This window comes from Nocardioides donggukensis (assembly GCF_014842875.1).
Classification (GTDB): domain Bacteria; phylum Actinomycetota; class Actinomycetes; order Propionibacteriales; family Nocardioidaceae; genus Nocardioides; species Nocardioides donggukensis.
Window position 1 is genome coordinate 602055 of the sequence record NZ_JACYXZ010000002.1, and the last position, 24593, is coordinate 626647.

The 24593-nt window shown below is 74.0% G+C and carries 26 protein-coding genes; 10 read left to right on the forward strand and 16 right to left on the reverse strand.

Annotation, left to right across the window (positions count from 1 at the left end; all coding sequences use genetic code 11):
• The first annotated feature begins 8 nt into the window (after window positions 1–8).
• The gene (gene glgA / locus IE331_RS09225; protein ID WP_192142728.1) at window positions 9–1196 is read left to right on the forward strand and encodes a glycogen synthase; all 1188 of its coding nucleotides are present in this window, start codon (window positions 9–11) and stop codon (window positions 1194–1196) included.
• Here glgA and IE331_RS09230 read toward each other — a convergent pair.
• On the reverse strand, window positions 1189–2631 hold the full coding sequence (locus IE331_RS09230) for a glycine hydroxymethyltransferase (protein WP_192142730.1): 1443 nt from the start codon (window positions 2629–2631) through the stop codon (window positions 1189–1191). The two genes, glgA and IE331_RS09230, sit on opposite strands and share 8 nt — an antisense overlap.
• A gap of 385 nt (window positions 2632–3016) precedes the next feature.
• Between IE331_RS09230 and IE331_RS09235 the strand changes: the two genes are divergently transcribed.
• From IE331_RS09235 to IE331_RS09250, 4 genes are all read left to right on the forward strand, one after another.
• Window positions 3017–4732, forward strand: a complete 1716-nt coding sequence (locus tag IE331_RS09235) for a nitrite/sulfite reductase (RefSeq protein WP_192142731.1) — start codon at window positions 3017–3019, stop codon at window positions 4730–4732.
• Window positions 4729–4896, forward strand: a complete 168-nt coding sequence (locus IE331_RS09240) for a hypothetical protein (RefSeq protein WP_192142733.1) — start codon at window positions 4729–4731, stop codon at window positions 4894–4896. Before IE331_RS09235 ends, IE331_RS09240 begins: the two co-directional genes overlap by 4 nt.
• Window positions 4893–5639, forward strand: a complete 747-nt coding sequence (locus IE331_RS09245) for a phosphoadenylyl-sulfate reductase (RefSeq protein WP_192142735.1) — start codon at window positions 4893–4895, stop codon at window positions 5637–5639. Before IE331_RS09240 ends, IE331_RS09245 begins: the two co-directional genes overlap by 4 nt.
• A 97-nt stretch (window positions 5640–5736) precedes the next feature.
• Window positions 5737–6480, forward strand: coding sequence for a sirohydrochlorin chelatase (locus IE331_RS09250; protein WP_192142737.1), 744 nt, complete (start codon window positions 5737–5739; stop codon window positions 6478–6480).
• Between the two features lie 61 nt (window positions 6481–6541).
• Here IE331_RS09250 and IE331_RS09255 read toward each other — a convergent pair whose 3' ends face one another.
• Genes IE331_RS09255 through IE331_RS09265 form a run of 3 tightly spaced genes read right to left on the reverse strand, consistent with a single transcriptional unit; the run spans window position 6542 to window position 8609 of the window.
• On the reverse strand, window positions 6542–6964 hold the full coding sequence (locus IE331_RS09255) for a DUF3037 domain-containing protein (protein WP_192142739.1): 423 nt from the start codon (window positions 6962–6964) through the stop codon (window positions 6542–6544).
• Window positions 6961–7737, reverse strand: a complete 777-nt coding sequence (locus IE331_RS09260; RefSeq protein ID WP_192142741.1) for a HipA family kinase — start codon at window positions 7735–7737, stop codon at window positions 6961–6963. The genes IE331_RS09255 and IE331_RS09260 overlap by 4 nt, the downstream gene beginning before the upstream one ends.
• A complete protein-coding gene (locus IE331_RS09265; protein WP_192142743.1) occupies window positions 7734–8609 on the reverse strand; it encodes a polyphosphate kinase 2 family protein in 876 nt (291 codons plus the stop codon). Before IE331_RS09265 ends, IE331_RS09260 begins: the two co-directional genes overlap by 4 nt.
• Window positions 8610–8741: 132 nt before the next feature.
• Here IE331_RS09265 and IE331_RS09270 point away from each other — a divergent pair, with 132 nt between their 5' ends.
• From IE331_RS09270 to IE331_RS09280, 3 genes are all read left to right on the forward strand, one after another.
• Complete coding sequence (locus IE331_RS09270) at window positions 8742–9416, forward strand: HAD family hydrolase (protein WP_201931497.1); 675 nt, start codon at window positions 8742–8744, stop codon at window positions 9414–9416.
• Window positions 9417–9573: 157 nt separating this feature from the next.
• Window positions 9574–10419: a sigma-70 family RNA polymerase sigma factor gene (locus tag IE331_RS09275; protein WP_192142744.1), complete on the forward strand. Its 846-nt coding sequence runs from the start codon at window positions 9574–9576 to the stop codon at window positions 10417–10419.
• Between the two features lie 56 nt (window positions 10420–10475).
• A complete protein-coding gene (locus IE331_RS09280) occupies window positions 10476–11234 on the forward strand; it encodes a GAF and ANTAR domain-containing protein (protein WP_192142746.1) in 759 nt (252 codons plus the stop codon).
• Here the strand turns inward: IE331_RS09280 and IE331_RS09285 are convergent.
• On the reverse strand, window positions 11195–13168 hold the full coding sequence (locus IE331_RS09285) for a SpoIIE family protein phosphatase (RefSeq protein WP_192142747.1): 1974 nt from the start codon (window positions 13166–13168) through the stop codon (window positions 11195–11197). The two genes, IE331_RS09280 and IE331_RS09285, sit on opposite strands and share 40 nt — an antisense overlap.
• Before the next feature lie 145 nt (window positions 13169–13313).
• On the opposite strand from IE331_RS09285, the gene IE331_RS09290 reads away from it, so the two are divergent.
• On the forward strand, window positions 13314–13802 hold the full coding sequence (locus tag IE331_RS09290; RefSeq protein WP_192142749.1) for a DUF6328 family protein: 489 nt from the start codon (window positions 13314–13316) through the stop codon (window positions 13800–13802).
• A 34-nt stretch (window positions 13803–13836) separates the two neighbouring features.
• Here the strand turns inward: IE331_RS09290 and IE331_RS09295 are convergent, their stop codons facing one another.
• The 9 genes from IE331_RS09295 to IE331_RS09335 form a co-directional block, all read right to left on the reverse strand.
• Window positions 13837–14346 (reverse strand): regulatory protein RecX, encoded by a 510-nt coding sequence (locus tag IE331_RS09295; protein WP_192142751.1) that lies wholly within the window; start codon window positions 14344–14346, stop codon window positions 13837–13839.
• 2 nt (window positions 14347–14348) lie between these two features.
• The gene (recA, locus tag IE331_RS09300; RefSeq protein ID WP_192142753.1) at window positions 14349–15389 is read right to left on the reverse strand and encodes a recombinase RecA; all 1041 of its coding nucleotides are present in this window, start codon (window positions 15387–15389) and stop codon (window positions 14349–14351) included.
• A gap of 277 nt (window positions 15390–15666) precedes the next feature.
• Window positions 15667–16860: a sensor histidine kinase gene (locus IE331_RS09305; protein ID WP_318646800.1), complete on the reverse strand. Its 1194-nt coding sequence runs from the start codon at window positions 16858–16860 to the stop codon at window positions 15667–15669.
• Window positions 16857–17537, reverse strand: a complete 681-nt coding sequence (locus tag IE331_RS09310; protein ID WP_192142757.1) for a response regulator transcription factor — start codon at window positions 17535–17537, stop codon at window positions 16857–16859. The genes IE331_RS09305 and IE331_RS09310 overlap by 4 nt, the downstream gene beginning before the upstream one ends.
• Window positions 17515–17940, reverse strand: coding sequence for a hypothetical protein (locus tag IE331_RS09315; RefSeq protein WP_192142759.1), 426 nt, complete (start codon window positions 17938–17940; stop codon window positions 17515–17517). Before IE331_RS09315 ends, IE331_RS09310 begins: the two co-directional genes overlap by 23 nt.
• Window positions 17937–19151 carry a molybdopterin-dependent oxidoreductase gene (locus tag IE331_RS09320; protein WP_192142761.1) on the reverse strand — a complete coding sequence of 405 codons (1215 nt, stop codon included), beginning with the start codon at window positions 19149–19151 and terminating at the stop codon, window positions 17937–17939. The genes IE331_RS09315 and IE331_RS09320 overlap by 4 nt, the downstream gene beginning before the upstream one ends.
• Window positions 19135–19875 carry a class I SAM-dependent methyltransferase gene (locus IE331_RS09325; protein ID WP_192142763.1) on the reverse strand — a complete coding sequence of 247 codons (741 nt, stop codon included), beginning with the start codon at window positions 19873–19875 and terminating at the stop codon, window positions 19135–19137. The genes IE331_RS09320 and IE331_RS09325 overlap by 17 nt, the downstream gene beginning before the upstream one ends.
• Window positions 19872–20543, reverse strand: a complete 672-nt coding sequence (locus IE331_RS09330) for a TIGR04282 family arsenosugar biosynthesis glycosyltransferase (protein ID WP_201931499.1) — start codon at window positions 20541–20543, stop codon at window positions 19872–19874. The genes IE331_RS09325 and IE331_RS09330 overlap by 4 nt, the downstream gene beginning before the upstream one ends.
• On the reverse strand, window positions 20540–21193 hold the full coding sequence (locus IE331_RS09335; RefSeq protein WP_192142765.1) for a glycosyltransferase family 2 protein: 654 nt from the start codon (window positions 21191–21193) through the stop codon (window positions 20540–20542). Before IE331_RS09335 ends, IE331_RS09330 begins: the two co-directional genes overlap by 4 nt.
• Before the next feature lie 122 nt (window positions 21194–21315).
• On the opposite strand from IE331_RS09335, the gene IE331_RS09340 reads away from it, so the two are divergent.
• The gene (locus tag IE331_RS09340; protein ID WP_201931500.1) at window positions 21316–22683 is read left to right on the forward strand and encodes a hypothetical protein; all 1368 of its coding nucleotides are present in this window, start codon (window positions 21316–21318) and stop codon (window positions 22681–22683) included.
• Between the two features lie 69 nt (window positions 22684–22752).
• Here the strand turns inward: IE331_RS09340 and IE331_RS09345 are convergent, their stop codons facing one another.
• Both IE331_RS09345 and IE331_RS09350 read right to left on the reverse strand, forming a co-directional pair.
• Window positions 22753–23796 (reverse strand): NAD-dependent epimerase/dehydratase family protein, encoded by a 1044-nt coding sequence (locus IE331_RS09345; RefSeq protein ID WP_192142767.1) that lies wholly within the window; start codon window positions 23794–23796, stop codon window positions 22753–22755.
• Complete coding sequence (locus IE331_RS09350; RefSeq protein ID WP_192142769.1) at window positions 23793–24584, reverse strand: S-methyl-5'-thioadenosine phosphorylase; 792 nt, start codon at window positions 24582–24584, stop codon at window positions 23793–23795. The genes IE331_RS09345 and IE331_RS09350 overlap by 4 nt, the downstream gene beginning before the upstream one ends.
• Window positions 24585–24593 lie beyond the last annotated feature (9 nt).

A 24593-nucleotide genomic window follows, 5' to 3' on the forward strand; every position in this document is an offset into this window, starting at 1 on the left:
TTCACCTCATGCGCGTCGACATCCTCAGCCGTGAGTACCCGCCGGAGATCTACGGAGGGGCCGGGGTGCACGTCGCCGAGCTGGTCCGGGCGCTGCGGGCCCGTCCCGACGTCGACGCCCGGGTGCACGCCTTCGGCGCGGCCCGCGACGAGGCCGGCACCACGTCGTACGCCGAGCCGGCGGAGCTGGTGGACGCCAACGGGGCCCTGCGCACGCTGGGCGTCGACCTGGCCATGGCCCAGGCCTGCGCCGGCGCCGACGTCGTCCACTCCCACACCTGGTACGCCAACATGGGCGGCCACCTGGCCTCGCTGCTGCACGGTGTGCCGCACGTGGTCACCGCCCACTCGCTGGAGCCGATGCGCCCGTGGAAGGCCGAGCAGCTCGGCGGTGGCTACGCCGTGTCCAGCTGGGCCGAGCGGACGGCGTACGAGGCGGCCGCGGCAGTGGTTGCGGTGAGCGGCGCCATGCGCGACGACGTGCTGCGCAGCTATCCCGACGTCGACCCGGGGCGCGTGCACGTGGTGCACAACGGCATCGACACCGAGCTGTGGTCGCCGGCCCCCGACCCCGACCGGGTCCGCGAGCTGGGTGTCGACCCGGACCGCCCGAGTGTGGTCTTCGTCGGCCGGATCACCCGTCAGAAGGGGCTCCCATTGTTCCTGCGCGCGGCGGCCGAGCTGCCGTCCGAGGTGCAGCTCGTGCTCTGCGCGGGCGCCCCGGACACCCGGGAGATCGAGGCCGAGGTGCGTGGCCTGGTCGACGGGCTGGCCGCCGCCCGGGACGGCGTCGTGTGGATCGACGAGATGCTGCCGCGGCGCGACGTGGTCGCCCTGCTCACCCAGGCCACGGTGTTCGCCTGCCCGTCGATCTACGAGCCCCTGGGCATCGTGAACCTCGAGGCGATGGCCTGCGAGACGGCCGTGGTGGCCACCGCGACGGGCGGCATCCCCGAGGTCGTGGTGGACGGCGAGACCGGCTGGCTGGTGCCGATCGAGCAGGCCACCGACGGCACCGGGACGCCGCTGGACCCCGAGCGCTACGTCGCCGACCTGGCCGCGGCACTGGTCGAGGCGGTCTCCGATCCCGACCGGGCCGCGGCGTACGGCCGGGCCGGACGGGACCGCGCCAGGTCCGCGTTCGGCTGGCCCGCGATCGCCGAGGAGACGATGCGGGTCTACCGCTCGCTCAGGTGAGCTCGAGCCCCGGGTAGAGCGGGTGCTTGTCGAGCATCTCGGCGGACGCCGCGCGGGTGCGGTCGGCGACCCCCTCCCCCAGCCGGTACGACGCCTTCGACGGCCCGCCCGCCTTCGTGGTCCCCGGCTCGGTGCCCTCGAGCACGTCCACGACCAGCTCCGCGACCCGGTCGAACTCGTCGTGCCCGAAGCCACGCGTGGTCAGCGCCGGGGTGCCGAACCGGATGCCGGAGGTGTACCAGGCGCCGTTCGGGTCGGCCGGCACCGAGTTGCGGTTGGTGACCACGCCGGCCTCGAGGAGCGCGGACTCGGCCTGCCGGCCGGTGAGGCCGAACGAGGAGACGTCGAGCAGCACCAGGTGGTTGTCGGTGCCGCCCGTGACCAGGGTGGCGCCCCGGCTGGTGAAGCCCTCGGCCAGTGACTTCGCGTTGTCCGCGATCCGCTGGGCGTAGTCGGCGAAGGCGGGCTGGCGCGCCTCGGCCAGGGCCACCGCCTTGGCGGCCATCACGTGCGAGAGCGGACCGCCCAGGACCATCGGGCAGCCGCGGTCGACCGAGGGCGCGTACTCCTCCTGCGCCAGGACCAGGCCGCCGCGCGGACCCCGCAGCGACTTGTGGGTGGTGGTGGTGGTGACGTGCGCGAACGGGACCGGGTCCTCGTCACCGGTGAACACCTTGCCGGCCACCAGGCCGGCGAAGTGCGCCATGTCGACCATGAGCGTGGCACCGACCTCGTCGGCGATCTCGCGCATCTTCGCGAAGTTCACCCGCCGCGGATAGGCGGAGTAGCCGGCGACGAGCACCAGCGGCTTGAACTCCTTGGCCTTGGCCCGCACCGCGTCGTAGTCGAGCAGCCCGGTCCCGGGGTCGGTGCCGTACTGCTGCTGGTGGAACATCTTGCCGCTGATGTTGGGCCGGAAGCCGTGGGTCAGGTGACCGCCGGCGTCCAGCGACATCCCGAGCAGCCGCTGGTTGCCGAACTCGCGGCGCAGCGTCTCCCAGTCCTCGTCGGAGAGCTCGTTGACGTTCTTCGCCGACAGTCGCTCCAGGGCGGGCCCCTCGATCCGGTGCGCCAGGATCGACCAGAAGGCGACCAGGTTGGCGTCGATCCCGGAGTGCGGCTGGGCATAGGCGTACGGCGCCCCGAACAGCTCGCGGGCGTGCTCGGCGGCCAACGACTCGACGGTGTCGACGTTCTGGCAGCCGGCGTAGAAGCGGTGACCGACCGTGCCCTCGGCGTACTTGTCGCTCAACCAGGTGCCCATTGTGAGCAGCACGGCCGGCGAGGCGTAGTTCTCGCTCGCGATCAGCTTGAGCGAGGAGCGCTGGTCGGCGAGCTCCTGGCGGGTGGCCTCGGCGATCCGCGGCTCGACCGAGCCGATCACCTCGAGGGCCTGGCTGTAGGCGGAGCTGATCAGTGCAGAGGTGTCGGTCATGCCGCACAGACTAGTGACCTGGCCCACGGGGGCGCTGGCGGCCCCGCGTGCGGGCCGCCGACGGTCTCACATCACGGACACGCGTCCCACATCACGAGATCCGCGCTTGTGGGTGGGGCGTCCGCACCGTGAGACTGCTCCCATGATCAGCGCCGCAACGCACACCTACCTCGTGGTCCGTCGCCACGTGGACTACGGGCGTACGCGCAGCATGATCTGTTGGCCTCACTGACCACCGGGCCCGAGCAACCCTCGGACCCGGCCGCCCGCCAGACCATTCATCCGATGGACACCCCGGGCGCCGGTCGCAGGCCGACCCGCATGCCCCAGCGTCGAGGCATCGGGGGTTGAGCGATTCGAGCGTCACCTGCCTCGAAGGAACCCGATGAACGACGTCCCCAGCACACCCTCCCCCGCCGTGATCCCGCGCCCCAAGCGCGGTGAGGGCCAGTGGGAGCTCGGCTACCGCGAGCCCCTCAACGCCAACGAGCAGGCCAAGAAGGACGACGACGCCCTCAACGTCCGGGCCCGCATCGAGAACATCTACTCCCGGCGCGGCTTCGCCTCGATCGACCCCAGCGACCTGCGCGGCCGGATGCGCTGGTGGGGGCTCTACACCCAGCGCCGGCCCGGCTTCGACGGCGGCAAGACCGCCACCCTCGAGCCCTGGGAGCTCGACGACGAGTTCTTCATGATGCGGGTCCGCAGCGACGGGGCCCTGCTCGGCGTCGACCAGCTCCGCACCCTCGGCGAGGTCTCCGAGACCTACGCCCGCGGCACCGCGGACGTCACCGACCGCAGCAACATCCAGTACCACTGGATCCGGATCGAGGACGTGCCCGCGATCTGGGAGCGGCTCGAGTCCGTCGGCCTCGAGACCCAGGAGGCCTGCGGCGACTCCCCGCGGCCGTTCCTTGGCTCCCCCGTCGCCGGCATCGCCAAGGACGAGCTGATCGACGGCTCGGAGGCCCTCGCCGAGATCAAGCGCCGGTTCATCGGCAACCCGGACTTCTCCAACCTGCCGCGCAAGTTCAAGACCGCGCTGACCGGGCACCCCAGCCACGACGTCGCGCCCGAGGTCAACGACGTCTCCTTCGTCGGCACCGTCCACCCCGAGCACGGCCCGGGCTTCGACCTGTGGGTCGGCGGCGGGCTGTCCACGAACCCGATGCTCGCCCAGAAGCTCGGTGTCTGGATCCCGCTGGAGGAGGTGGCCGACGCCTGGGAGGGCGTGGCCTCCATCTTCCGCGACTACGGCTACCGCCGGCTCCGCTCCCGGGCCCGCCTGAAGTTCCTGGTCGCCGACTGGGGGGTCGAGACGTTCCGCGAGGTCCTCGAGACCCGCTACCTGGGCCGGGCCCTGGTCTCGAACCCCTCTCCCGAGGTCCCGACCCGGCAGGGCGACCACATCGGCGTCCACGAGCAGAAGGACGGCCGGTTCTACGTGGGCGTCGCCCCGGTCGCCGGCCGGGTCGACGGGTCGACGCTGGTCGGCCTGGCCGACGTCGTCGAGCGGTACGGCGCCGCGGGCGCCCGGCTGACGGCGTACCAGAAGATCGTGGTGCTCGGCGTCGAGCCCGCAGACGTCGAGGCGCTGGTCGCCGACCTGGACGCGATCGGCCTCAGCGCCCGGCCGTCGAACTGGCGACGGAGCACGATGGCCTGCACCGGCCTGGAGTTCTGCAAGCTCGCGATCGTGGAGACCAAGGCCCGGGCCGCAGACCTCGTGGACGTGCTCGAGCAGCGGTTCCCCGAGCTCGACGTGCCGATCACCGTCAACGTGAACGGCTGCCCCAACGCCTGCGCCCGCACCCAGGTCGCCGACATCGGCCTGAAGGGGCAGCTGGTCATGGACTCCGACGGCCGACAGGTCGAGGGCTTCCAGGTGCACCTCGGAGGGGCGCTGGGGCTGGGCGCGAACTTCGGCCGCAAGCTGCGCGCCCACAAGGTCACCAGCACCGGCCTCGACGACTACATCACCAACGTGGTCGGCGCCTTCCTCGCCGACCGGCGAGACGGAGAGTCGTTCGCGGCGTGGGCGGCCCGCGCCGACGACGAGCTGCTCCGCGGCGACCGGGTGCTCGCCGGGACCCCGGCATGAGCGGCCGCGCGGTGCCGTTCCACTGCCCCTACTGCGGTGACGAGAACCTCTGGCCCCACGAGGCCACGCACGGCGCGTGGGAGTGCCGCTCGTGCCTGCGCGCGTTCACCGTGAAGATGCTGGGCCTGATCCGTCCGTCCGGGTCCGGAGGGCCGACCCCGTGACCGCCGCGACCACGGCCGCGGCGCGCGCCTACCGCGGCAGCCACACGCAGGACCGCTCCCCCGAGGAGCTGCGCGAGATCGTCTCCCACGTGGGCGCCGAGCTCGAGCTGGCGCCGGCCGAGCACATCATCGAGTGGGCGGTCGCGACCTTCGGCGACCGGTTCGCGATCACCTCCTCCATGGGGGACGCGGTGCTGGCGCACCTCGCGTCGCGGGTCGCACCCGGCATCGACGTGGTGTTCCTCGACACCGGCTACCACTTCGCGGAGACCATCGGCACCCGTGACGCCGTCGCGACGACATTGCCGGTCAACCTGCTCACGATCACGCCGAAGCAGACCGTCGCCGAGCAGGACGCCGAGCACGGCGCCGACCTCTACGCCCGGGACCCGGACCTGTGCTGCCAGCTGCGCAAGGTCCAGCCGCTGGCCGACGCGCTCTCGGGCTACCAGGCCTGGGCCACCGGGCTGCGCCGGGCCGAGACCCACAACCGGGTGATCGCGCCGGTCGTCGGCTGGGACGCCCGCAAGGGCAAGGTCAAGGTCTCCCCGCTGGCGCGGTGGAGCGACGAGCAGGTCGACCGCTACGTCGCCGAGCACCGGATCCTGGTCAACCCGCTCGTCGACGACGGCTACCCGTCGATCGGCTGCTGGCCCTGCACCCGGCGCGTCGCCCCCGGCGAGGACCCGCGCAGCGGCCGCTGGGCCGGCAGCACCAAGACCGAGTGCGGGATCCACGCATGAACCCCGCACCGCTTCCCGTCCACGCACGACCCACCCCAGCGCGGGCCGACACCGGCGTCGCCCCGCACCGCACCACCACCGAAGGGAGGCCGCACTGATGGCCGCTCCTGCCCTGGTCGCCCTGGCTCACGGAAGCCGGGACCCGCGATCCGCCGCCACCATCAAGTCGCTCGTCGCCGAGGTCCGAGGACTGCGCCCGGACCTGCGGGTCGAGGCCGCCTTCCTCGAGCTGTCCCGACCCACGTTCGGCACCGTCGTCGACCGGCTGGTCAAGGCCGGCCACGAGGAGATCGTGGTCGTGCCGCTCCTCCTCAGCGACGCCTACCACGCCCAGGTCGACGTCCCCGCCGCGATCGCCGAGCAGCTGGAGCGGCACCCGCAGCTGCGGATCCGGGCGAGCGGCATCCTCGGTCTCGAGAACGCCTTCCTCCAGGTGCTCGACGTCCGGATGCGCGAGGCCCTCAAGGACGCGCGGGTGCGTGAGCTCGACGCCCTCGTGCTGGCCGCCGCCGGCTCCAGCAACGCGCTGGCCAACCAGGCGGTCGGTCGGCTGGCCCGGGTCTGGGGCAGCCACCACAAGCTCCCGGTCAAGGCGGCGTTCGCCTCCAGCACGCCCCCGGCGACCGGCGAGGCGGTCCGCGCGTTCCGAGCCGAGGGTCGCCGCCACATCGCGGTCGCCTCGCTGTTCCTGGCGCCCGGCTTCCTGCCGGACCGGGCCGCCGAGCTCGCCGTCGAGGCCGGCGCGGTCGCGGTCTCGGCGCCGCTCGGGGCGCACCCGACGGTGGCCAGGACGATCCTGGCCCGGTACGCCGTCGGCGCGGTCGAGCTGGTGCCCGTCTGAGTGGCGGTCTGAGCGCCCGACCGAGTGCCCGCCCGAGTAACTGCCTGCGCGGCGGGTGCGGTCAGCCGACCAGCGTCGAGAGCAGCCGGTCCAGCTGACGGGCCGGTTCCGCGGTGAGACCACCGTGGACCGGCCCGGGCTGGAGCACGGTGCTGCGCGGAGCCTTGAGGAAGCCGAACCGGGTGCCGACCGGCTGCCGCCCGGCCAGCCCCGCCGCGGCGTCACCGGCGCAGACCCCCTCGACGAAGGCCAGGGCGTCGCACACCTGCTGGGGGTCCAGGCCCGGATCGAGCGCCCGCAGCCGGGAGGCGTCGACGCTCCACGCCACCTCGAGGAAGTCCGCCTCCTGGCAGTGCAGCACCACGCCGACGTTGAGGAACTCCTCTCGGTCGACGCGCGGCACGCAGCGCAGCACGATGTACTGGTAGGGGTACTGGTAGGGATGCTGATAGGGGTGCTGGTGACCCTGCGCCGGACCGCTCATGCCGCACCTCGCGGAAGCCAGGTCCGGCTGCCGAGCCGGGCGAGGAGGAAGTCGAGGTAGGCGGCCCGGACCGCGTCGGCGTCCTCCGCCCCCGGCATCGGGTCCAGCCAGAGGTCCGGCACCTGGGCGAGGACATCACGGAACACCTCGGCGCCCAGCGCGTCCGCGGCCGCCCGGTCCACCTGCGCCAGCAGCTCCGGCTGCGTCTCCAGCACGCGCCCCATCACGTGATCGGCCGGGTCCCACGGCTGGGCCGCGAACCGGTCCGGGTCGCCGGCGCCGCCGTGCCAGCCGTGGTGGAACCACAGGGCGGCACCGTGATCGATGGCCCACAGCTCCCCGTGCCAGACCAGCAGGTTCGGGTTGCGCCAGGTGCGGTCGACGTTCGCGGTGAAGGCGTCCAGCCAGAGGATCCGCGCCCCCAGCTCCCCGGCGTCGGCCAGGTCGCCGTCGACGCCGAACGCCCCCGGCAGGAAGTCCACCCCGAGGTTGCAGCCGATGCTGGCGCGCAACAGGTCCTGCACCTCCTCGTCGGCCTCGTAGCGTGCGATCGCGTCGCCGAGCTCCAGCGCCACCAGTCGCGGCGTCGGCACCCCGAGGCGCTCGGCGATGCCGGCGACCACCACCTCGGCCACCAGCACCCGCACGCCCTGGCCGGCGCCGCGGAACTTGCACACGTAGGTGCCCAGGTCGTCGGCCTCGACGAGCCCGGGGAGCGAGCCGCCCTCCCGCAGCGGGGCGACGTACCGGGTCACCGTGGCCGTAGGGATCATGCGACGGGTTCCTCCGCGACCAGCCTGGCCCGCTGCTCGGCGACGTCGAAGTCGGCCTCCGGCCACTGCAGGTCCAGTCGTTGCAGTGCGCCGAGGAGCAGGTGGCCGACGGCGAGGTTGCGGTACCACTTGCGGTCTCCCGGGATGACGTACCAGGGCGCCACCTCGGTGTGGGTGCGCTCCAGCGCGATCTCGTACGCCTCCCGGTAGGCCGGCCAGACCCGGCGCTCGTCGATGTCCCCGGGGTTGAACTTCCAGTGCTTCGTGGGGTCGTCCAGCCTGGCCAGCAGCCGCTCGCGCTGCTCCTCGGCGGAGATGTGCAGCATGCACTTGACCACCACGGTGCCCTGGTCGACCAGCTCGGCCTCGAAGTCGTTGATGGCGTCGTAGCGACGCTCCAGCTCCGCCGGGTCGGCCAGCTCGCGCACCCGGGCGATGAGGACGTCCTCGTAGTGGGAGCGGTCGAAGACGCCGACGAAGCCGGGCTCGGGCAGAGCCCTGCGGATCCGCCACAGGAAGTCGTGGGCCAGCTCCTCCTCGGTCGGTGCCTTGAAGCTGGTGATCGCCACCCCCTGCGGGTCCACCAGCCCGACCGTGTGTCGCAGCGTGCCGCCCTTGCCGGAGGTGTCCATCCCCTGCAGCACCAGCAGGATCCGGTGCCGGGCGCCGACGGCCCGGGTGGCGAACAGGCGCTCCTGCAGGTCCGCCAGCTCGTCGCCCAGCCCGGCCAGCGCCTTCTTGCCCGCCTTCTTGTCGCCGTCGAAGGCGGGCTTGCCGTGCGGGTCGATGGCGGTCAGGTCCGGTCGGCCGCCGCTGAGCCGGTGGGCCGACTCGAACGCCGCGGCGCCGGTGGGCTGGGAGGAGTCGGTCATGGGCTCACCCTAAGGGCCTCGCCCGGCGTCGGCGCCCGAGCCCGGGGCGCAGGAGCGGGCCGACACGGGTTTGCGACCCGGCGGTGCGGGCACCGGGCAGGAGACCCCCGGCCACCCTCTCGGAGGAACCCCATGACCAGCCCCCACGTCGACCCGCTGCAGGGAGTCGATGCCGTCATCCTCGACCTCGACGGGACCCTCGTCGACTCGGTCTACCCACACGTGGTGGCCTGGCGGCGCGCCCTGCTCGACGTCGGCGTCGACGTGGCCGCCTGGCAGATCCACCGGGCCATCGGCATGGGCGGCGACCGGCTGGTGACCGCGGTGGCCGGCGCGTCGGTCGAGACCGCACTCGGGGACCAGGTCCGCAAGCTCCACGACGAGCACTTCGAGGAGCTGCTGGACCAGGTCACCGCGCTCGACGGTGCCGCGGAGCTGCTCGAGGTCCTGCGCGGACGCGGGCTGCAGCTGCTGCTGGCCAGCTCCGGCGACGCCGGCACCGCCGACCGGCTGCTCGACCTGGTCGAGGGCCACTCCATGATCCGGGTCCGCGTGGCCGGGGGCGACGTCGAGCGCAGCAAGCCGGCGACCGACCTGCTCGACGCCGCGCTCGAGCGGGGCGGTGCGACCCGGGCGCTCGTGGTCGGGGACTCGGTGTGGGACGTCGAGGCGGCCCGAGCCCGGGACCTGCCCTGCGTGGCCCTGCGCACCGGCGGGGTCCCGGAAGCCGAGCTGCTCGAGGCCGGGGCCCTCGACGTGTTCGACGGCCCCGCCGAGCTGGCCAGGCGACTGGCGCCGTCGGGCTGACCCCAGCGTGGCCGTCACTGGGGTTGGCATGACCCACTGGTGCTATGCCGACTGGTCCAGTATGGTCACGAAAGAGCAACGAACACGCCCCCCGGGCGCGTGACCCACACCCGCTGAAGCCATCGGCAGGCATCGTTCGACTCCTTGGAGTGAACACGTGCACCCGACCGCTGAACGCCCCTCTCCCGTCGACACCCGCCCGTCCGGAACCGGGACCACCTCGCTGCCCCGCGCCGAGCGGATCACGCTCACCGACCAGCTCCTGCACCAGGCCGCGGCCACCGACGATCCGGAGCGCCGGCAGCGCAACCTCGACCGGGTCGTGCTGCTCAACATGGGCGTCGCCCGCAGCCTCGCCGGCCAGCACCGCGGCAAGGGGGTCGCCCAGGAGGACCTCGAGCAGGTCGCCTACCTGGCGCTGGTCCGGGCCGCGGCGCGCTTCGACCCGGGCCGGGACCGGGACTTCCTCAGCTACGCGGTCCCGACCGTGCGCGGCGAGCTCAAGAAGCACTTCCGGGACGCCGGCTGGATGGTGCGGCCGCCGCGGCGCACCCAGGAGATCCAGTCGCGCGTGATCCGCACCCGGGACACGCTCAGGCACACGCTCGACCGGACGCCGAGCACCGCCGAGATCGCGGCCGCGCTGGGCGAGCCCGAGCAGGCCGTCCTCGACGCGCTGACCGCGGAGGGGTGCTTCCACCCGACCTCCCTCGACCGCCCGGTCGGGGACGAGAGCGACTCCGGCACGGCGCTCGGCGACCTGCTGGCCCTGGAGGAGGACCGCGACCACGAGGCGGCCGAGGCCCGGCTGATGCTGCGCCCGGTGGTCCGCCGACTGCGCGAGCGGGACCGGCGGATCCTCGCCCTCCGCTTCTACGACGGCCGCACCCAGCAGGAGATCGCCGACGAGCTCGGAGTGACCCAGATGCAGGTGTCGCGGCTGCTGTCGCGGATCCTGCGCAACCTGCGGGACTCGCTCGAGGAGCCGGCCCGGGTCGGATGAGCACGGGACGCCCGAGCACAGGTCCTCGGGCGGACCGGGAGGGGTACGCTCCAGGCATGGCCGCGCCCGACCACCTGCCGTTGGACCACGATCCGGCGGCCTTCTTCGCCCGACTCAGCCACGAGCTGTTCGCCCAGGGCGAGGAGCATCCGACGCTGGAGGCCATCTGCCACGGCTCCCTGGCGGTGCTGCCGGCGGCCGAGTTCTGCGGCATCACCGTCCGCCGTCGCCGCCACCGGCTCGAGACGGTCTGCTCCAGCGACCCGCTCGCCGACGCCTGCGACGAGCTTCAGTACCAGCTCGACGAGGGGCCGTGCGTGGACTCGGCCCGCGAGGACGAGCCGTACCTCGTGCACGAGACCGGCGCCGACCCGCGCTGGCCACGCTGGGGGCCGCGGGTGGCGAAGCTCGGCGTGCACTCGATCGTCAGCGTCCAGCTGACGTCGTCGATCAGGACCGACCCCGACGACCCGCTCGGCGCGATCAACATCTACTCGCGCCGACCGGAGGCGTTCACCGAGGACGACCTCGCGCTGGCCCTGGTCTATGCCACGCACGCCGGCAACGCCCTCGCCTCGGTGCGTCAGGTGAGCGGGCTCCAGGCCGCCATGCACGGCCGGCACCTGATCGGGGTCGCCCAGGGGGTACTGATGCAGCGCTACGAGCTGACGATGGAGCAGGCCTTCGAGACGCTCCAGCGGTACTCCAGCCATGCGAACGTCAAGCTGCGCGAGGTGGCCGAGACCGTGATCGCCGAGGGCAGGCTGCCCTCGGGCTACGAGTCGATGTCCCGGGTCGAGCCGGACCCCGTCTGAGCCGAGCCCGCCGTGGTCCGGTAGGGCAGCCCGACGATCTCCAGCACGTGCTGGGCGATGCTGCCCGCCGCCGCGACCAGGGTCAGTCCGGAGCCGTGCTCCTCGCAGCGGTCCACGACCTCGGACAGTGACCGCACCGCCTCACCACCCAACCGGGTCACGTCGCTCAGGTCCACCACCCCGCTCCGACAGCCGGCCTGACAGCTCTGCAGGAGCACCTCCCGTAGGCCGGTGACCGAGCCCCCGACCAGGTCGCCGCTCACCACGACGCTGTTCCCGCTCAGCTCCCAGTGCGCCAACGTGCTGCCGGCCCCCTGACCGGTCCGCCCGGCCGGACCCGGCACGTCGCCCCGGCTGCCGGAGCGTCTCCGGGCCACCCGGAGCACCTCCGGGCGCCGTCTGAGTCGGTGCCGCAGCCGGACGGTCGTCCCCTCGGGTCGCCGGTCGACGTGGCAGCGATCCACGAGGGACCCCACGACGGCGAGTCCCTGGCCCGACGAGGCGTCGGCACCCTGGTGCCAGTGCCCGGTGTCGGCGACCGAGACCGCCAGCACGCCGTCGGACCCGAGCGCCCCGTGCACCCTGGCCGTGGGCCCGGACGGTGCCGGGCCGTCGGCGTAGGCGTGCTCGGCGGCGTTGGCCACCAGCTCGTCGACGGCGTGCAGCACCGCGACCCGGTCGACCAGGCCGGCCCCGAGGTCGCTGAGCCAGCCGGCCAGCCGGCTCCGCATGCGGTCCGGCCGTACCCCCGCGTCGACCTCGCCGTCGAAGACCGTGGAGTCGGCGCTGCGCCGGACCGCCACCAGGCTGATGTCGTCCTGGTGGTCGGCGCCGGCGACCAGTCGCTCCAGCGTCTCGGTGCACATGCGATCGAGGGCGTCGGGTCCGGCACCGGGCACCTGCCGCCGCCAGGCCTCCCCCGCCACGCTGGCGAGCCCGACGGTCATCTCCCCCACGCCCCGGCGGGGCCCGGACAGCAGCCCGTCGCTGTAGACGAGCAGCACCTCGGACTCGGAGAGCACGGCGCCCCCTTCCGTGCGCGGTCCGCCGGCGCCCAGCGGACGGCCGGCGACCGGGTCGAGGAAGCGGAACCCCCGTGCGTCGTCGACCACCAACGGCGGCGGGTGCCCCGCAAGGACGTAGCGCACCCCGCCGGTGTCAGGGTCGATCTCCGCGACGCCGACGGTCGCACCGGCGGCCTCCGGCCAGGCTCCGGCGAAGGCGTCGAGCCCCTCCACGGCCACGGCCAGCGAGGTGTCCTCGGCGAGCCTGGCCCGGAGTACGGACTGCAGGGTCGACATCGTGGACAGCGCCTCGACGCCGTGCCCGGCGACGTCGCCGACCACGACGGCCAGCCGACCGCTGGGCCGCACGAGGGCGTCGAACCAGTCGCCACCGCTCCCGGACTCGGCGGGGACGTGACGGGCAGCCACGTCCAGCGAGGGCAGCAGCGGCAGCTCCACGGGCAGGAGCACGTCCTGGAGCGCGGCGACCAGGCCCTGGGGCTCGCCGTCCCCGCCCGCCTGTCCCGCCTCCCGCGGCGGGACCTCCGTCACGTCCAGCGCGTAGCCCACCACGCCGTGCACGTCCCCGTCCGGCGTGTGCCACGGCTCCAGCACGACGTCGGTGAGGAAGCGGCGTGATCCGGCCTCCTCGTCGACGAGCCGGACCGGCCAGTCCGGGCCGGTGAAGGGCACGCCGGAGGCGTAGACCTGCTCCGCCTCGTCGCAGTAGCCGGCGCCCGCCAGTGGGGGGACGGTGGCCCTGGCCGGGCTGCCCAGCAGGTCGGCGCCCCACCAGTTGCGGGCCGCCCGGTTCATCGCCACCGCCACCAGGCCGGGGCCGGAGAAGACCGTGATCGGGATCGGGCTCTGCTCGAAGGCGACCGCGCTCGCCTCCGCGCGACCACCAGGACTCTCACGACCCAGCGCCATGCCGAACCTCCGTTCAGGTCGCTGCTCGGGTCGCGGTAACCATTGCGGCCACAATCATGCCGGTGCGTGGCATGCCGACTCACCCTCAGGGGTACCCCGGGTGGGAGGAACCCGAGCCGGGGCGCAGACGCCCGAAGGAGGCCGCATGGACCGCGTCGCCGATCGCAGCGAGTCGCCCGCGGAGAGGTCCGACCGGAACTGGGCGGACCTGCTCCAGGAGCTCAGGGTCTGCCAGACCGGGACCCAGCTGATCGCGGGATTCCTGCTGACGCTGCCCTTCACCGGGGAGTTCTCGGACCTCGACTCCTTCGGCCGCGGTCTCTACCTGGGGCTGGTCCTGCTGGCCGCGGTCACCACGGGGCTGACGCTGACCCCGATCAGCATCCACCGCCGGCTGTTCGGTCAGCAGGTCAAGGAGCGACTGGTCTCCTCCGCGCACGTGCTGGTCCACCTGGTGCTGGGCTGCATCGCCCTGCTGGTGACCGGCATCTGCGTGCTGGTCTTCGACAAGGTCACCGATCGGACCTCGGCGCTGGTGGTCGGTGCCGCGATGCTCACCACGATGGCGCTGCTGCTCGCCGTGGTGCCGCTCCGGGTCTCCCACCGGGCGACCTCCGGCGACCGTTCGGAGTGACCTGCGCGTCGTACGTCGCCCTCGACGTGCCCGCTCAGCGCCCGATCTCGGCCAGCTCGGCGCGCACCACGGCGTAGGCCGTCCCGGGCGAGTAGCCCTTGCGGGCCAGCATCCCGACCAGCCGGCGGGTGGCCCGCTCGGTCTCGACACCCTCGAGGGCGCGCAGCTTCTTGCGGACCAGCGCGCGGGCGGCCGCGTCCTCGTCGTCGGGGTCGATCTCGGCGAGCGCCTCGGCGGCCACCTCGTCGGCGATCCCCTTGCGTCGCAGCTCCACCGCCAGCGCCCGGCGGGCCAGCCCCTTCCCGGGCTGCCGCGAGGCGACCCAGGCGCGGGCGAAGGCGGCGTCGTCGACCAGACCCACCTCCTCGAACCGGTCGAGGAGGCGGGCGGCCAGGTCGTCGGGGACGTTCTTCGAGCGCAGCCGGGTCGCCAGCTCCTGCCGGCTCCGGGCCTGACCGGTGAGCATGTCCAGCAGGATCTTGCGGGCCACGGCCTCCTGGTCCGGCTCGGGGCCGAGCGGGTCGTCGGTGGCCGGTGCCGTCATCGTCAGAAGTCGATGTTGGCCGGCTCGGCCGGCGTCGCGGGCTGGTCGACGACCGGGCCCACCCCGAGCTTCTCGAGGATCCGCTTCTCCAGCTCGTTGGCCAGGTCGGGGTTGTCCTTGAGGAAGTTCCGGGAGTTCTCCTTGCCCTGCCCGAGCTGGTCGCCCTCGTAGGTGTACCAGGCGCCTGCCTTGCGGACCAGACCCGCCTCGACGCCGACGTCGATCAGTCCGCCCTCACGGCTGATCCCCTTGCCGTACATGATGTCGAACTCGGCCTGCTTGAACGGCGGCGCGACCTTGTTCTTCACGACCTTGACCCGGGTCCGGTTGCCGACCATGTCCTGGCCGTCCTTGAGGGTCTCGATCCGCCGGACGTCGAGCCGCACCGAGGAGTAGAACTTCAGCGCCCGGCCACCGGTCGTGGTCTCCGGCGAGCCGAACATGACGCCGATCTTCTCGCGCAGCTGGTTGATGAAGATCATCGTGGTGTTCGAGCCGCTGAGGGCACCGGTCATCTTGCGCAGCGCCTGGCTCATCAGCCTGGCCTGGAGGCCGACGTGGCTGTCGCCCATCTCGCCCTCGATCTCGGCCCGGGGCACCAGCGCGGCGACCGAGTCGATGACGATCAGGTCGAGGGCGCCCGAGCGGACCAGCATGTCCGCGATCTCGAGCGCCTGCTCGCCGGAGTCCGGCTGGGAGACCAGTAGGGAGTCGGTGTCGACGCCGAGGTTCTTGGCGTACTCCGGGTCGAGGGCGTGCTCGGCGTCGATGAAGGCCACGATCCCGCCGGCGCGCTGGGCGTTGGCCACCGCGTGCAGGGCAACCGTGGTCTTGCCGGAGGACTCGGGGCCGTAGATCTCCACGACCCGCCCCCGGGGCAGCCCGCCCAGGCCCAGGGCCACGTCGAGCGAGATCGACCCGGTCGGGATCACCTCGAGCGGCGCCCGGATCTCGTCGCCCAGACGCATCACCGATCCCTTGCCGAACTGCTTCTCGATGTTCGCGAGCGCTGCGTCGAGCGCCTTGCCGCGGTCTCCAGCCATGTCACCCATCCTTGTGAACGTCCCTGGTGCAGGGTCCCTGTGAAGTCTCTGTGCGGTGCCGTACGGCGCCGTTCCGGACGCTAGCCGGAGCCACCGACACCGAGCCAACGGCGCCCGGCCTGCCTGTGGACGACCCCGCCGAGAGCCCGGCCCGACGTGCCGACCAGCCTCTCGCGCAGACCCCACGCTATCCCGAACAGGTGTTCGATCCGCACCCGACACGCGGGCCGGGAGCGAGTTGCCTCGGTAGGCCGGGGAGCCGGGTCAGAGGGCGGGGTCAGAGGGCGGGGTCCGGAGCCGATGCCGGGAGCCGGACGACGAACCGGCAGCCGGGCTCGGCGTTCGCGACCGCGACCTGCCCACGGTGCGCCTCCACGAGACCCTTGACGATCGCCAGGCCGAGCCCGGCACCACGCTCCCCGGGCTGCCCGGACTGGGCCTGGGCCGGCTGGGTCGGCTGGGTCGGCTGGGGTGCGTGCGGCGTCCGGGCGGCGTCCCCCTGCCAGGCCACGTCGAACAGCCGGGGCAGGTCCTCCTCGGGGATGCCGCCGCACCCGTCGGTCACGGCGAGCTCGACCCCGGACCCGGCGTCGCGGCCGTGCACCTCGACCACCCCGTCGGCCGGGGTGTGCCGGATCGCGTTGAGGACGAGGTTCGAGACCACCCGGGAGAGGCCGGCCGGGTCGGCGGTCACCTGCAGGCCCTCGCTCACGCTGCCGCCCAGCCGCACCCCACGGGCCCGGGCGACCGGATCCGCCGCGGCGAGCGCCTCGCTCACGATGTCGCCGACCGCGACCGGCTGCAGGCTCAGCTGGAGCACCCCGGCGTGGATGCGGGAGAGCTCGAAGAGGTCGTCGACCATCCGCACCATCCGGTCCACCTCGGCCCGGATCTGCCGGTGGTAGCGCTCGGGGTCCTCGGCCAGTCCGTCCTCGAGGGCCTCGGTCATCGCCCTCAGCGCCGCCAACGGGCTGCGGAGGTCGTGGGAGACCCAGGAGACCAGCTCGCGACGCGACTCCTCCAGCCGCAGCTCCCGCGAGCGCGACTCCTGCAGCCGCTCGCCGGTCCGGGCCAGCTCCTCGGACAGCTCGCGCAGGTCGGCGGGCAGTCCCGGGTCGCTCACGAAGGTGCCGCTCTCACCGAACCGGACCGCCTCGGCCCGCAGGGTGCGGGACCAGTGCCCGAACGCCGCAGCCACGGTGAGCGCCAGCAGCAGCGCCACCACCCCGGAGACGCCGGCCACCAGCAGGACCACCTCGAAGTCGTGCGCGGAGAGGAACATCGCCCGGGCGGTGCCGACCGTGCCGGCGACCACGGCGGCCACCGCGACCAGGGCCACGAAGGCGGTCAGCACCCGCACCGAGCGCCGGCGCAGGAACCACGCGACGACCAGGGCCACGGCGCCGGTGCCGCCCGCCCACGCGGACACCACGACCACGATGTCGAGCTGGTCCCCCGTCGAGAGGCTCACGCCGCCTCCCACCGGTAGCCGACGCCCCACACCGTGACCAGCCGCACCGGGCGACGGGCGTCGTCCTCGACCTTCTCGCGGAGGCGGCGCACGTGCACGGTGACGGTGGACTGGTCCCCGAACGACCACCCCCACACCTGCTGGAGCAGCTCGTCGCGGGTGTAGGCCACCCCCGGGTGCCGCAGCAGGAACACCAGCAGGTCGAACTCGCGCGAGGTCAGGGCCAGCGGCGTCCCGGCGCGAGCCGCCTCGTGCCGGTCGCAGTCCACGACGAGGTCGCCGTCGTGGAGCATGCCGGTGGCGGCCTCCTCGGCCTCCCCCGCCCGCCGCAGCACCGACTCCACCCGGAGCACCAGCTCGCGGGGGCTGAACGGCTTGGTGACGTAGTCGTCGGCGCCGCGCTCGAGGCCCACCACCCGGTCGGCCTCGGACCCCAGGGCGGTCAGCATGATCACCGGCACGTCGCTGCGCTCGCGGAGCCGCCGACAGGTCTCGAGCCCGTCGGCGCCGGGCAGCATCAGGTCGAGCACGACCAGGTCGGCGCCCTGCTCGCGGTGGGCACGGAGTGCGGTCTCGCCGTCGGGCGCCTCGAGGACGTCGTGGCCGTGGGCGCGGAGGTAGGAGACCACCACCTCGCGGACGGTCGGGTCGTCGTCAACCACCAGCACGCGGGCCACGTGACCTCCTGGCGACGACGCGGAGCCCGGTGGCGGCGGCGACCCCGAGTGCGGTGAGCGCCGCCAGCACCACCCAGCCGGTCAGGTAGTCCCGGTCGAGCAGCGTGGGGTTGTCCGGACGGGCGCCGAAGCGGCCCAGCACCGGGACCGCCAGCAGGGTGGTCGCCCCGAGCACCAGGAACCCGGTCGCCAGCGGCGCCCGGAGCGGGCCGGGCACCCACCGGGCGACCAGCAGGCCGCTCACGATCGTGAGCGGCGCGAGCACGGCGTCGTGGACGAGCACCCCGACCGTCAGCCAGACCGCGATGTCCAGCAGGTCCGCGAGGTCCTGCCCGAGCAGCAGCACCGCGCCGTACGCCGCGACGCCGGCGCCCAGCCCGCCGAGCAGCAGCCGGCCGTTCACACGACCTCCAACCGGTCGACCCACTTGGTCTGGAGCACGCCGGGGCGGTTGGGCGCGATGATCCGGCACGGGTAGCCGTGGTCGATCGCCAGCGGCTCACCCTCCAGCTCCACCGCCAGCAGGGTCAGCGGATGGTCGGCGAAGTTGCCCTGGAGGAGCGAGCTGCGGAACGGCCCGGACTCCTGGAGGGAGTCGACCTTGACGTCGCTGCCTGCCGGCGCGTCGACCAGGTCGAGCAGGTCCCGGACCCGGACCCCGCCCCAGGTGCCGCTGGCACTCCAGCCCTCGACACAGGCGATCGGGAGCTCCTCGCGTCGCTGCGGCATCGCCAGCAGGTCCGCACGGGACAGGACCACCTCCCGGTCCCCGTTGACGACGGTGAGCCGGTAGGAGCTGCTGGTCGCCGAGCCCAGCACGTCGGCGGACTTCGCGGACTTGTTGATCGGGATCCCGGCCGGCCCGTCGCCGGACCGCACGCCGAACACCGAGATCCGGCGCAGCGCCGGGACCGTGCTGCCCGCGGTCGCGAGGACCGCGACGCCGGTGGCCAGCCAGGTGCTGCGCAGCAGCCCGCGACGGGTGAGGACGCCCCGGGACGAAGTGCGACCGGCCTCGGCCGGCTCCTCGCCGGTCGGTGAGCCGCCACCGCCGACTCCCCCGGCACCGCCCCCGTCGCGGTCCTGGTCGGTGGAGTCGACGTCCTCCCCGAGCGCCTTCCGGATCACCGGGAGCTGCACCGCCACGTGGATCACCAGGGAGCCGATCGCGACCCAGGCGATCGCGTAGTGGGTGGACCGGAAGCTGAACGACCACGGGTACCACTGCGCGGCGTTGGCCAGCCCGGTGACCAGCATGAAGATCGCGGAGGCCACCAGCACGCCGATGCTGACCCGCTCCAGCGCGTGCAGCAGCAGGGCGCGCGCGGCCCGCGGCGGTCGGGTGAAGAGCCGGTGGAAGACGGTCCAGAGCTTCACCAGCAGCAGCGGCACGGCCGCCGTACCGGCGGTCACGTGCAGCCCCTGGGTGACCCGGTAGCCCCAGGAGGGGCTGGCCGGGAACGGGATCACCTGGTCGGTGACCTGCGAGGCGTGGCTGATCAGGCCGGTGAGGAACGCCACGGCGAAGCAGACACCGAGCCAGACCCCGACGCGACTGGACACCGCCGGGCTCCGCAGCCGGGAGGAGAAGTCCTGCTCAGAGGGGAGCCGCACCTCGCGCTCCCTTCTCCAGGACCACGAACCAGCGGTCCTCGTGCTCGTGCAGCTCGGCCACCCGCAGTCCGGCGGCGACGGCGACGGCCCCGATGGCGTCGGCGCCCACCCAGGCCCAGTGGAAGGGCTTGCTCGGGCCGTCGTCGAGCTCGAGCCGCATGCGCTGGCGGTCGACGCCGACCCCGTGCTCGGACAGGTCCGCCACGATCCGGCCGTCCGGTGCGACGACCTCGGCCAGGCGGCGCAGCAACGCCACCGGGTCCCCGCCGATGCCGATGTTGCCGTCGGCGAGCAGCGCCGTGCACCAGCGGCCCTCGCCGGGCAACGGCTCGAACACGTCGCGGCGCAGCGCCACCGCGCCGCGCTCCCGGGTCTGGGCCACGGCCTCGGGGACCACGTCGATGCCCAGCACGCAGTGCCCCTCGGCGGCCAGGTGGGCGCTCATCCGGCCGGGTCCGCAGCCGACGTCCAGGGTGGCCCCCACGCAGTGCCGCAGGAGGACCCGGTCGGCAGTGTCCACGTGGCCGTTCCAGCGGTCCACGGGCAGCACCTGCTCGGCCGTCCGGTCGGACTCGCCCGACGGGTCGCCGGACGCCTCGACGCCGTCGATCCCCTCGATGCGGCCGACCACGCGGCACGGGCTCCCCTGGAGCGCGGCCGTGAACGCCTCCGAGAACGAGCGGTGCCTCTCCCCCGCCGGCCGGTCGTCGACCTGATCGCTCATCGGGCCACCGCCAGCTCGGCCCAGGCGGCGGCGAAGGCGCCGTCCGGTGCCTCCTGCGCGACCAGCCGGGCGTCCTCGAGCGTGTCCACGTCGCGCAGCGTCGCCGTCCCGGCCACCCGGAGGCCGGCCCTCTCGAGAGCGGTCCGGGTCGCGGCACCCGTCTCCCGCGTGGACATCGGCACGTCGCGGATGGCCGCCGCCTGGGCCGGGTCGCGCAGGCCCAGCACCCACCAGCCGCCGTCCTCGGCCGGCCCGAGCACGCCGTCGTGCTCCTCCAGCGCCTCCGCGGCGTCGAGCAGCATCCGCTCGGTCACCTGGGGGGTGTCCATGCCGATCTGGACGACCGGGCCGGGCAGGTCGCGGGCCGCGGACTCGTGCGCCTCGACCAGCCGGGCCGCGAAGTCCTCGCCGCGCTGCGGGACCACCGTCCACCCCGCGAGGGCCGCGCGCAGCTCGTCGGCACGCACGCCCTCGGTCAGGTCGCCCGCCAGCGCGAGCCGACAGCGGTCTGCGCCGAAGGCCCTCCGGCACGCGGCCAGTGTGTCGAGCAGTGCCGCGGCGGCCAGCCCGGCCGCCGCCTCCATGCCGATCTCCGCGCCAAGCCTGGTCTTGGCCAGTCCCGGCACCGGGGACTTCGCCAGGAGCAGCGCCCGAGCGCCGCCGCTCACGCGAGCACCTTGGCGAAGTCGCGGGCGGTGCGGACCGTGCCGCGCACGGTGCCGGACACCTTGGAGCGGGTGCCGGCGGCCCGGGGGTGGTAGGCCACGTCGTGCTCGCTGATGCGCCAGCCGGCGCGGGTGGCCCGGTCGAGCAGCTCCACCGGGTAGCCGAACCGGCGGTCGCGGACGTCGAGGTCCAGCAGGGCCTGGCGGCGGCAGACCCGCATCGGCGCGATGTCGTGGACGCCGAGGCCGCCGCGGCGGCGCATGAAGGCCACGATCAACGCGTTGCCGAGCCGGGCGTGCCAGGGCCAGACGCCCCGGCGCACCGGGCGTCGCCGGCCGACCGCCATGTCGGCGCCGTCGCGGACGGCGGCGAGCAGACGGTCGAGGTCCAGCGGGTCGAAGGATCCGTCCCCGTCCATCACCGCGAGGAACACCGCCTCGGACGCCTCGACGCCGGCGTGGACCGCGGCGCCGTACCCGGGCCGGGCCTCGGCGACCACCCTCGCCCCGTGCTCGCGGGCCACCGCGGCCGTGTCGTCGGTCGACCCGTTGTCGACCACGACCACGGACCAGGGCGCCGGCACGAGCGGCAGGAGCTGCCTCAGGGCCGGTCCCTCGTCCCGGCACGGGAGCACGAGATCACAGGTTTCCATGGGACCACCCTATGGACTCGGGCCACAGCGGCGGCATTCTCGACCTTACGGATCGCTGACGGACGATCCGTCCGGCCCGGGTTCGTCGTTGGCGGCTGGTGGCGCCACCTAGGCTCGGGCCCATGTCCACGAAGCCCGCGACCCTGCCCTCGGGCGAGCGGACCGGCCGCCGCCCGTCCGCGGAGACGCTGGGCCTGCTGGTCCCGGTGCTCCTCGTCGCGGTGGCGATCGCGGTGCCGGCCCTCACCGGCTGGGACGTGGGCGCCCGGTCCGACGACCGCGGGCTGGCGCCCACGCACGGCTACTGGGACCCGAAGCTGGGTCCGGGCACGCTCCCGGCCCTGGCCGTCGCGGTGGCCGGCTGGCGGCTGGCCGGCCGCGCCGAGCGGCTGCCGTGGCGCACCCTGCTGCTGACCTCGTACGCCGTCGGGCTGGCCTGGCTGCTCTCGCTGGCGCTGGTCGACGGCCCGTCCGGCCTGACCCGGGTGCTCGGCAACCCGTACGAGTACCTCGAGACCGCCCGCGCGATCACCGACGTCCCGGCGATGCTGGACGAGTTCGTGGACCGGATCCCGTACGCCCACCCGGACAACTGGGTCACCCACGTCGCCGGGCACCCGCCCGCGGCCCTGCTCTTCTTCGTGGCCCTGGACCGGATCGGTCTCGGTGGCGACCTCGCCGCCGCCCTGGTCGTCACCGCGGTCGCGGCCTCGGTCGCCCCCGCGGTGCTGGTCGCGCTGCGGGCGCTGCGCGCCGAGCGGGCCGCCCGCCGGGCGGCGCCGTTCCTGGTGCTGGCCCCGGCCGCGGTGTTCCTCGCGGTCTCCGCCGACGCGGTCTTCACGGCCGTCGCCGCGTGGGGGCTGGCGGCGCTGGCGCTGGGGGCCACCCGGACCGGCCTGCCGGCCAGGGTGGGCTGGTCGGTGCTGGCCGGGCTCCTGCTGGGCAGCTGCGTCCTGCTCTCCTACGGGCTCCCTCTGCTCGGCCTGCTGGCCGTGGCGGTGCTGGTGGTCGCCCGGAGCTGGCTGCCGCTCCCGGTCGCCGCGGCGACCGCCCTGATGCTGGTGCTCGGCTTCGCCGGCTACGGCTTCGCGCTGTGGGAGGCGCTGCCGGTGCTGCGCGAGCGGTACTGGGACGGGATCGCCTCCGAGCGGCCGGCGGCGTACTGGCTCTGGGGCAACCTGGCTGCCCTCACCGTCGCGGCCGGGCCAGCGGTGGGCGCCGGGCTGACCCGGCTCCGCCCGCGGCTCACCTCGGTGTCCTCCGAGGAGGACCGCACCGTGCGCTGGCTGGCCGGGGCCGCCGTGCTCACCGTGCTGGCCGCGAACCTGTCCTTGATGAGCAAGGGCGAGGTGGAGCGGATCTGGCTGCCGTTCGTGCCGTGGCTGCTGATCGCCTGCGCCCTGCTGCCCGGACACTGGCGACGGGTCGCGCTGGGGGTGCAGCTGGTGACGGCACTGCTGGTGCAGCACCTGCTCTACACGAGCTGGTGAGGTCGCCGAGCCCGACGTCCTGACCGCCCGGTCGACCGCGCGACTGACCGCCTGACGGGCGGGTGCGGCTCAGCGCAGCGGGTCGGTCGCGAAGCGGGCCAGGCCGTCGGCGGGGCGCACCGCGGCCCGGAAGCCGAGCCGGTCGGCGGCCAGCTCCGGGGAGGCCACCACGTGCCGCACGTCGCCGCTGCGGAACTGGCCGGTCACCTCGGGCCGGATCCCGGCGCCGTGCCCCTCGGCGACCATGGCGGCCACGTCGGCGATCGACACCGGCTCTCCGGAGCAGACGTTGTAGGACTCCAGCGACCCGGTGTCCGCCTCCCGGACCGCCCGGATCGCGAGCACGTTGGCGGTCGCGACGTCCTCGACGTGCACGAAGTCGCGCATCTGGCCGCCGTCCTCGAACACCCGCGGCGACTCGCCCCGCTCCAGCGAGGAGCGGAACATCGCCGCCACCCCGGAGTACGGCGTGTCCTTGGGCATCCCGGGGCCGTAGACGTTGTGGTACCTCAGCGCGACCGCGGCGGCGTCGGCCTGCCGGGCCCACGCCGCGGCGTAGTGCTCCTGCGCCACCTTGCTGGCCGCGTAGCTGCCGCGCGGGTCGAGCCGGGCGTCCTCGGGGACGGTGCGCCAGTCGAGCGGCGCGCCGCACTCCGGGCACGGGTTCTCGAACCTGCCGGCCTCGAGCGCCGCGACCGGGCGCGGACCGGGGGCCACCTCCCCGTGCTCCGGGCACGCGTAGCGACCCTCGCCGTAGACCACCATCGAGGACGCCAGCACCATCCGGTCGACGCCGGCCTCGTGCATGGCGGCCAGCAGGGCCGCCGTGCCCAGGTCGTTGTGGGCGGCGTACGCCGGCAGGTCGCCCACCCGGACCCCGGCGCCCACCAGGGCGCTCTGGTGGCAGACCACGTCGACGCCGGCCAGGAGGTCCGGCCACGACTCGGCGTCGCGGACGTCGACCCGGTGCGTGCCCTCGGGGAGGCTCGCGCCGTCCCCGTGCGCCTGTGCCAGCAGCGCGTCGACCCGCACCACCTCGTCGCCGGCCTCCTCCAGCCGGCGGGCGATCACGGACCCGATGAACCCGGCGCTGCCGGTGAGCAGGACCCTCACGGGACGTCGTAGGTGAGCTCGAGGTCGTCCGCCCAGGCCGAGCAGGCGCAGCCGGCCGGGTCGGGCAGGTCGGCCAGCACGGTGCCGAGCAGCGCCTTGACCCGCTCGATGCTGTGGCCGAACATCGCGAACACCTCGGCCTGACCCACGCCGCTGCCCTCGTCGACGCCGGCGTCCATGTCGGTGACGACGGCGATCGGGGCGTAGCAGAGCCGCTGCTCGCGGGCCAGCGCCGCCTCCGGGGCCCCGGTCATGTTGATCAGCGACCAGCCCTGGTCGGCGTAGTGCCGGGACTCGGCCCGGGTGGAGAAGCGCGGCCCCTCGACCACCACCATCGTGCCGCCGGAGGTCACCTCGTCCTCGGCCCCCAGCCGGCTCCGCAGCCGGGAGCAGTAGGGGTCCGCGAAGGGCAGGTGCACGGCACCGGTCTCCACGTAGCTGCCGACCCGGCCCCAGGTGCGGTCCACGAGCTGGTCCGGCACCACCAGCTCGCCGGGCTCGACGGCCGGGGAGAGCCCGCCGACCGCGCACGGGGCCAGCACCTGGCGGACCCCCACGCTGCGCAGCGCCCAGAGGTTGGCGCGGTAGTTGATCCGGTGCGGCGGGAAGGCATGGCCGACACCGTGCCGGGGCAGGAACGCCACCCGGCGCTCGCCGACGGTGCCGATGGTCACCGGCCCCGACGGGTCGCCGTACGGCGTCTCGACGTGGATCTCGTCGGCCCCGTCGAGGAAGGAGTAGAACCCGCTGCCGCCGATGACGGCCACGTCCGCAGTCGCTGTGCTCACGCGGTCACT

Excerpts from the sequence above, each read along its gene's own strand:
- glgA (WP_192142728.1), top strand. The coding sequence starts at position 9 with ATGCGCGTCGACATCCTCAGCCGTGAGTACCCGCCGGAGATCTACGGA.
- IE331_RS09230 (WP_192142730.1), bottom strand. The coding sequence starts at position 2,631 with ATGACCGACACCTCTGCACTGATCAGCTCCGCCTACAGCCAGGCCCTC.
- IE331_RS09235 (WP_192142731.1), top strand. The coding sequence starts at position 3,017 with ATGAACGACGTCCCCAGCACACCCTCCCCCGCCGTGATCCCGCGCCCC.
- IE331_RS09240 (WP_192142733.1), top strand. The coding sequence starts at position 4,729 with ATGAGCGGCCGCGCGGTGCCGTTCCACTGCCCCTACTGCGGTGACGAG.
- IE331_RS09250 (WP_192142737.1), top strand. The coding sequence starts at position 5,737 with ATGGCCGCTCCTGCCCTGGTCGCCCTGGCTCACGGAAGCCGGGACCCG.
- IE331_RS09255 (WP_192142739.1), bottom strand. The coding sequence starts at position 6,964 with ATGAGCGGTCCGGCGCAGGGTCACCAGCACCCCTATCAGCATCCCTAC.
- IE331_RS09260 (WP_192142741.1), bottom strand. The coding sequence starts at position 7,737 with ATGATCCCTACGGCCACGGTGACCCGGTACGTCGCCCCGCTGCGGGAG.
- IE331_RS09265 (WP_192142743.1), bottom strand. The coding sequence starts at position 8,609 with ATGACCGACTCCTCCCAGCCCACCGGCGCCGCGGCGTTCGAGTCGGCC.
- IE331_RS09270 (WP_201931497.1), top strand. The coding sequence starts at position 8,742 with ATGACCAGCCCCCACGTCGACCCGCTGCAGGGAGTCGATGCCGTCATC.
- IE331_RS09280 (WP_192142746.1), top strand. The coding sequence starts at position 10,476 with ATGGCCGCGCCCGACCACCTGCCGTTGGACCACGATCCGGCGGCCTTC.
- IE331_RS09285 (WP_192142747.1), bottom strand. The coding sequence starts at position 13,168 with ATGGCGCTGGGTCGTGAGAGTCCTGGTGGTCGCGCGGAGGCGAGCGCG.
- IE331_RS09290 (WP_192142749.1), top strand. The coding sequence starts at position 13,314 with ATGGACCGCGTCGCCGATCGCAGCGAGTCGCCCGCGGAGAGGTCCGAC.
- IE331_RS09295 (WP_192142751.1), bottom strand. The coding sequence starts at position 14,346 with ATGACGGCACCGGCCACCGACGACCCGCTCGGCCCCGAGCCGGACCAG.
- recA (WP_192142753.1), bottom strand. The coding sequence starts at position 15,389 with ATGGCTGGAGACCGCGGCAAGGCGCTCGACGCAGCGCTCGCGAACATC.
- IE331_RS09325 (WP_192142763.1), bottom strand. The coding sequence starts at position 19,875 with ATGAGCGATCAGGTCGACGACCGGCCGGCGGGGGAGAGGCACCGCTCG.
- IE331_RS09335 (WP_192142765.1), bottom strand. The coding sequence starts at position 21,193 with ATGGAAACCTGTGATCTCGTGCTCCCGTGCCGGGACGAGGGACCGGCC.
- IE331_RS09340 (WP_201931500.1), top strand. The coding sequence starts at position 21,316 with ATGTCCACGAAGCCCGCGACCCTGCCCTCGGGCGAGCGGACCGGCCGC.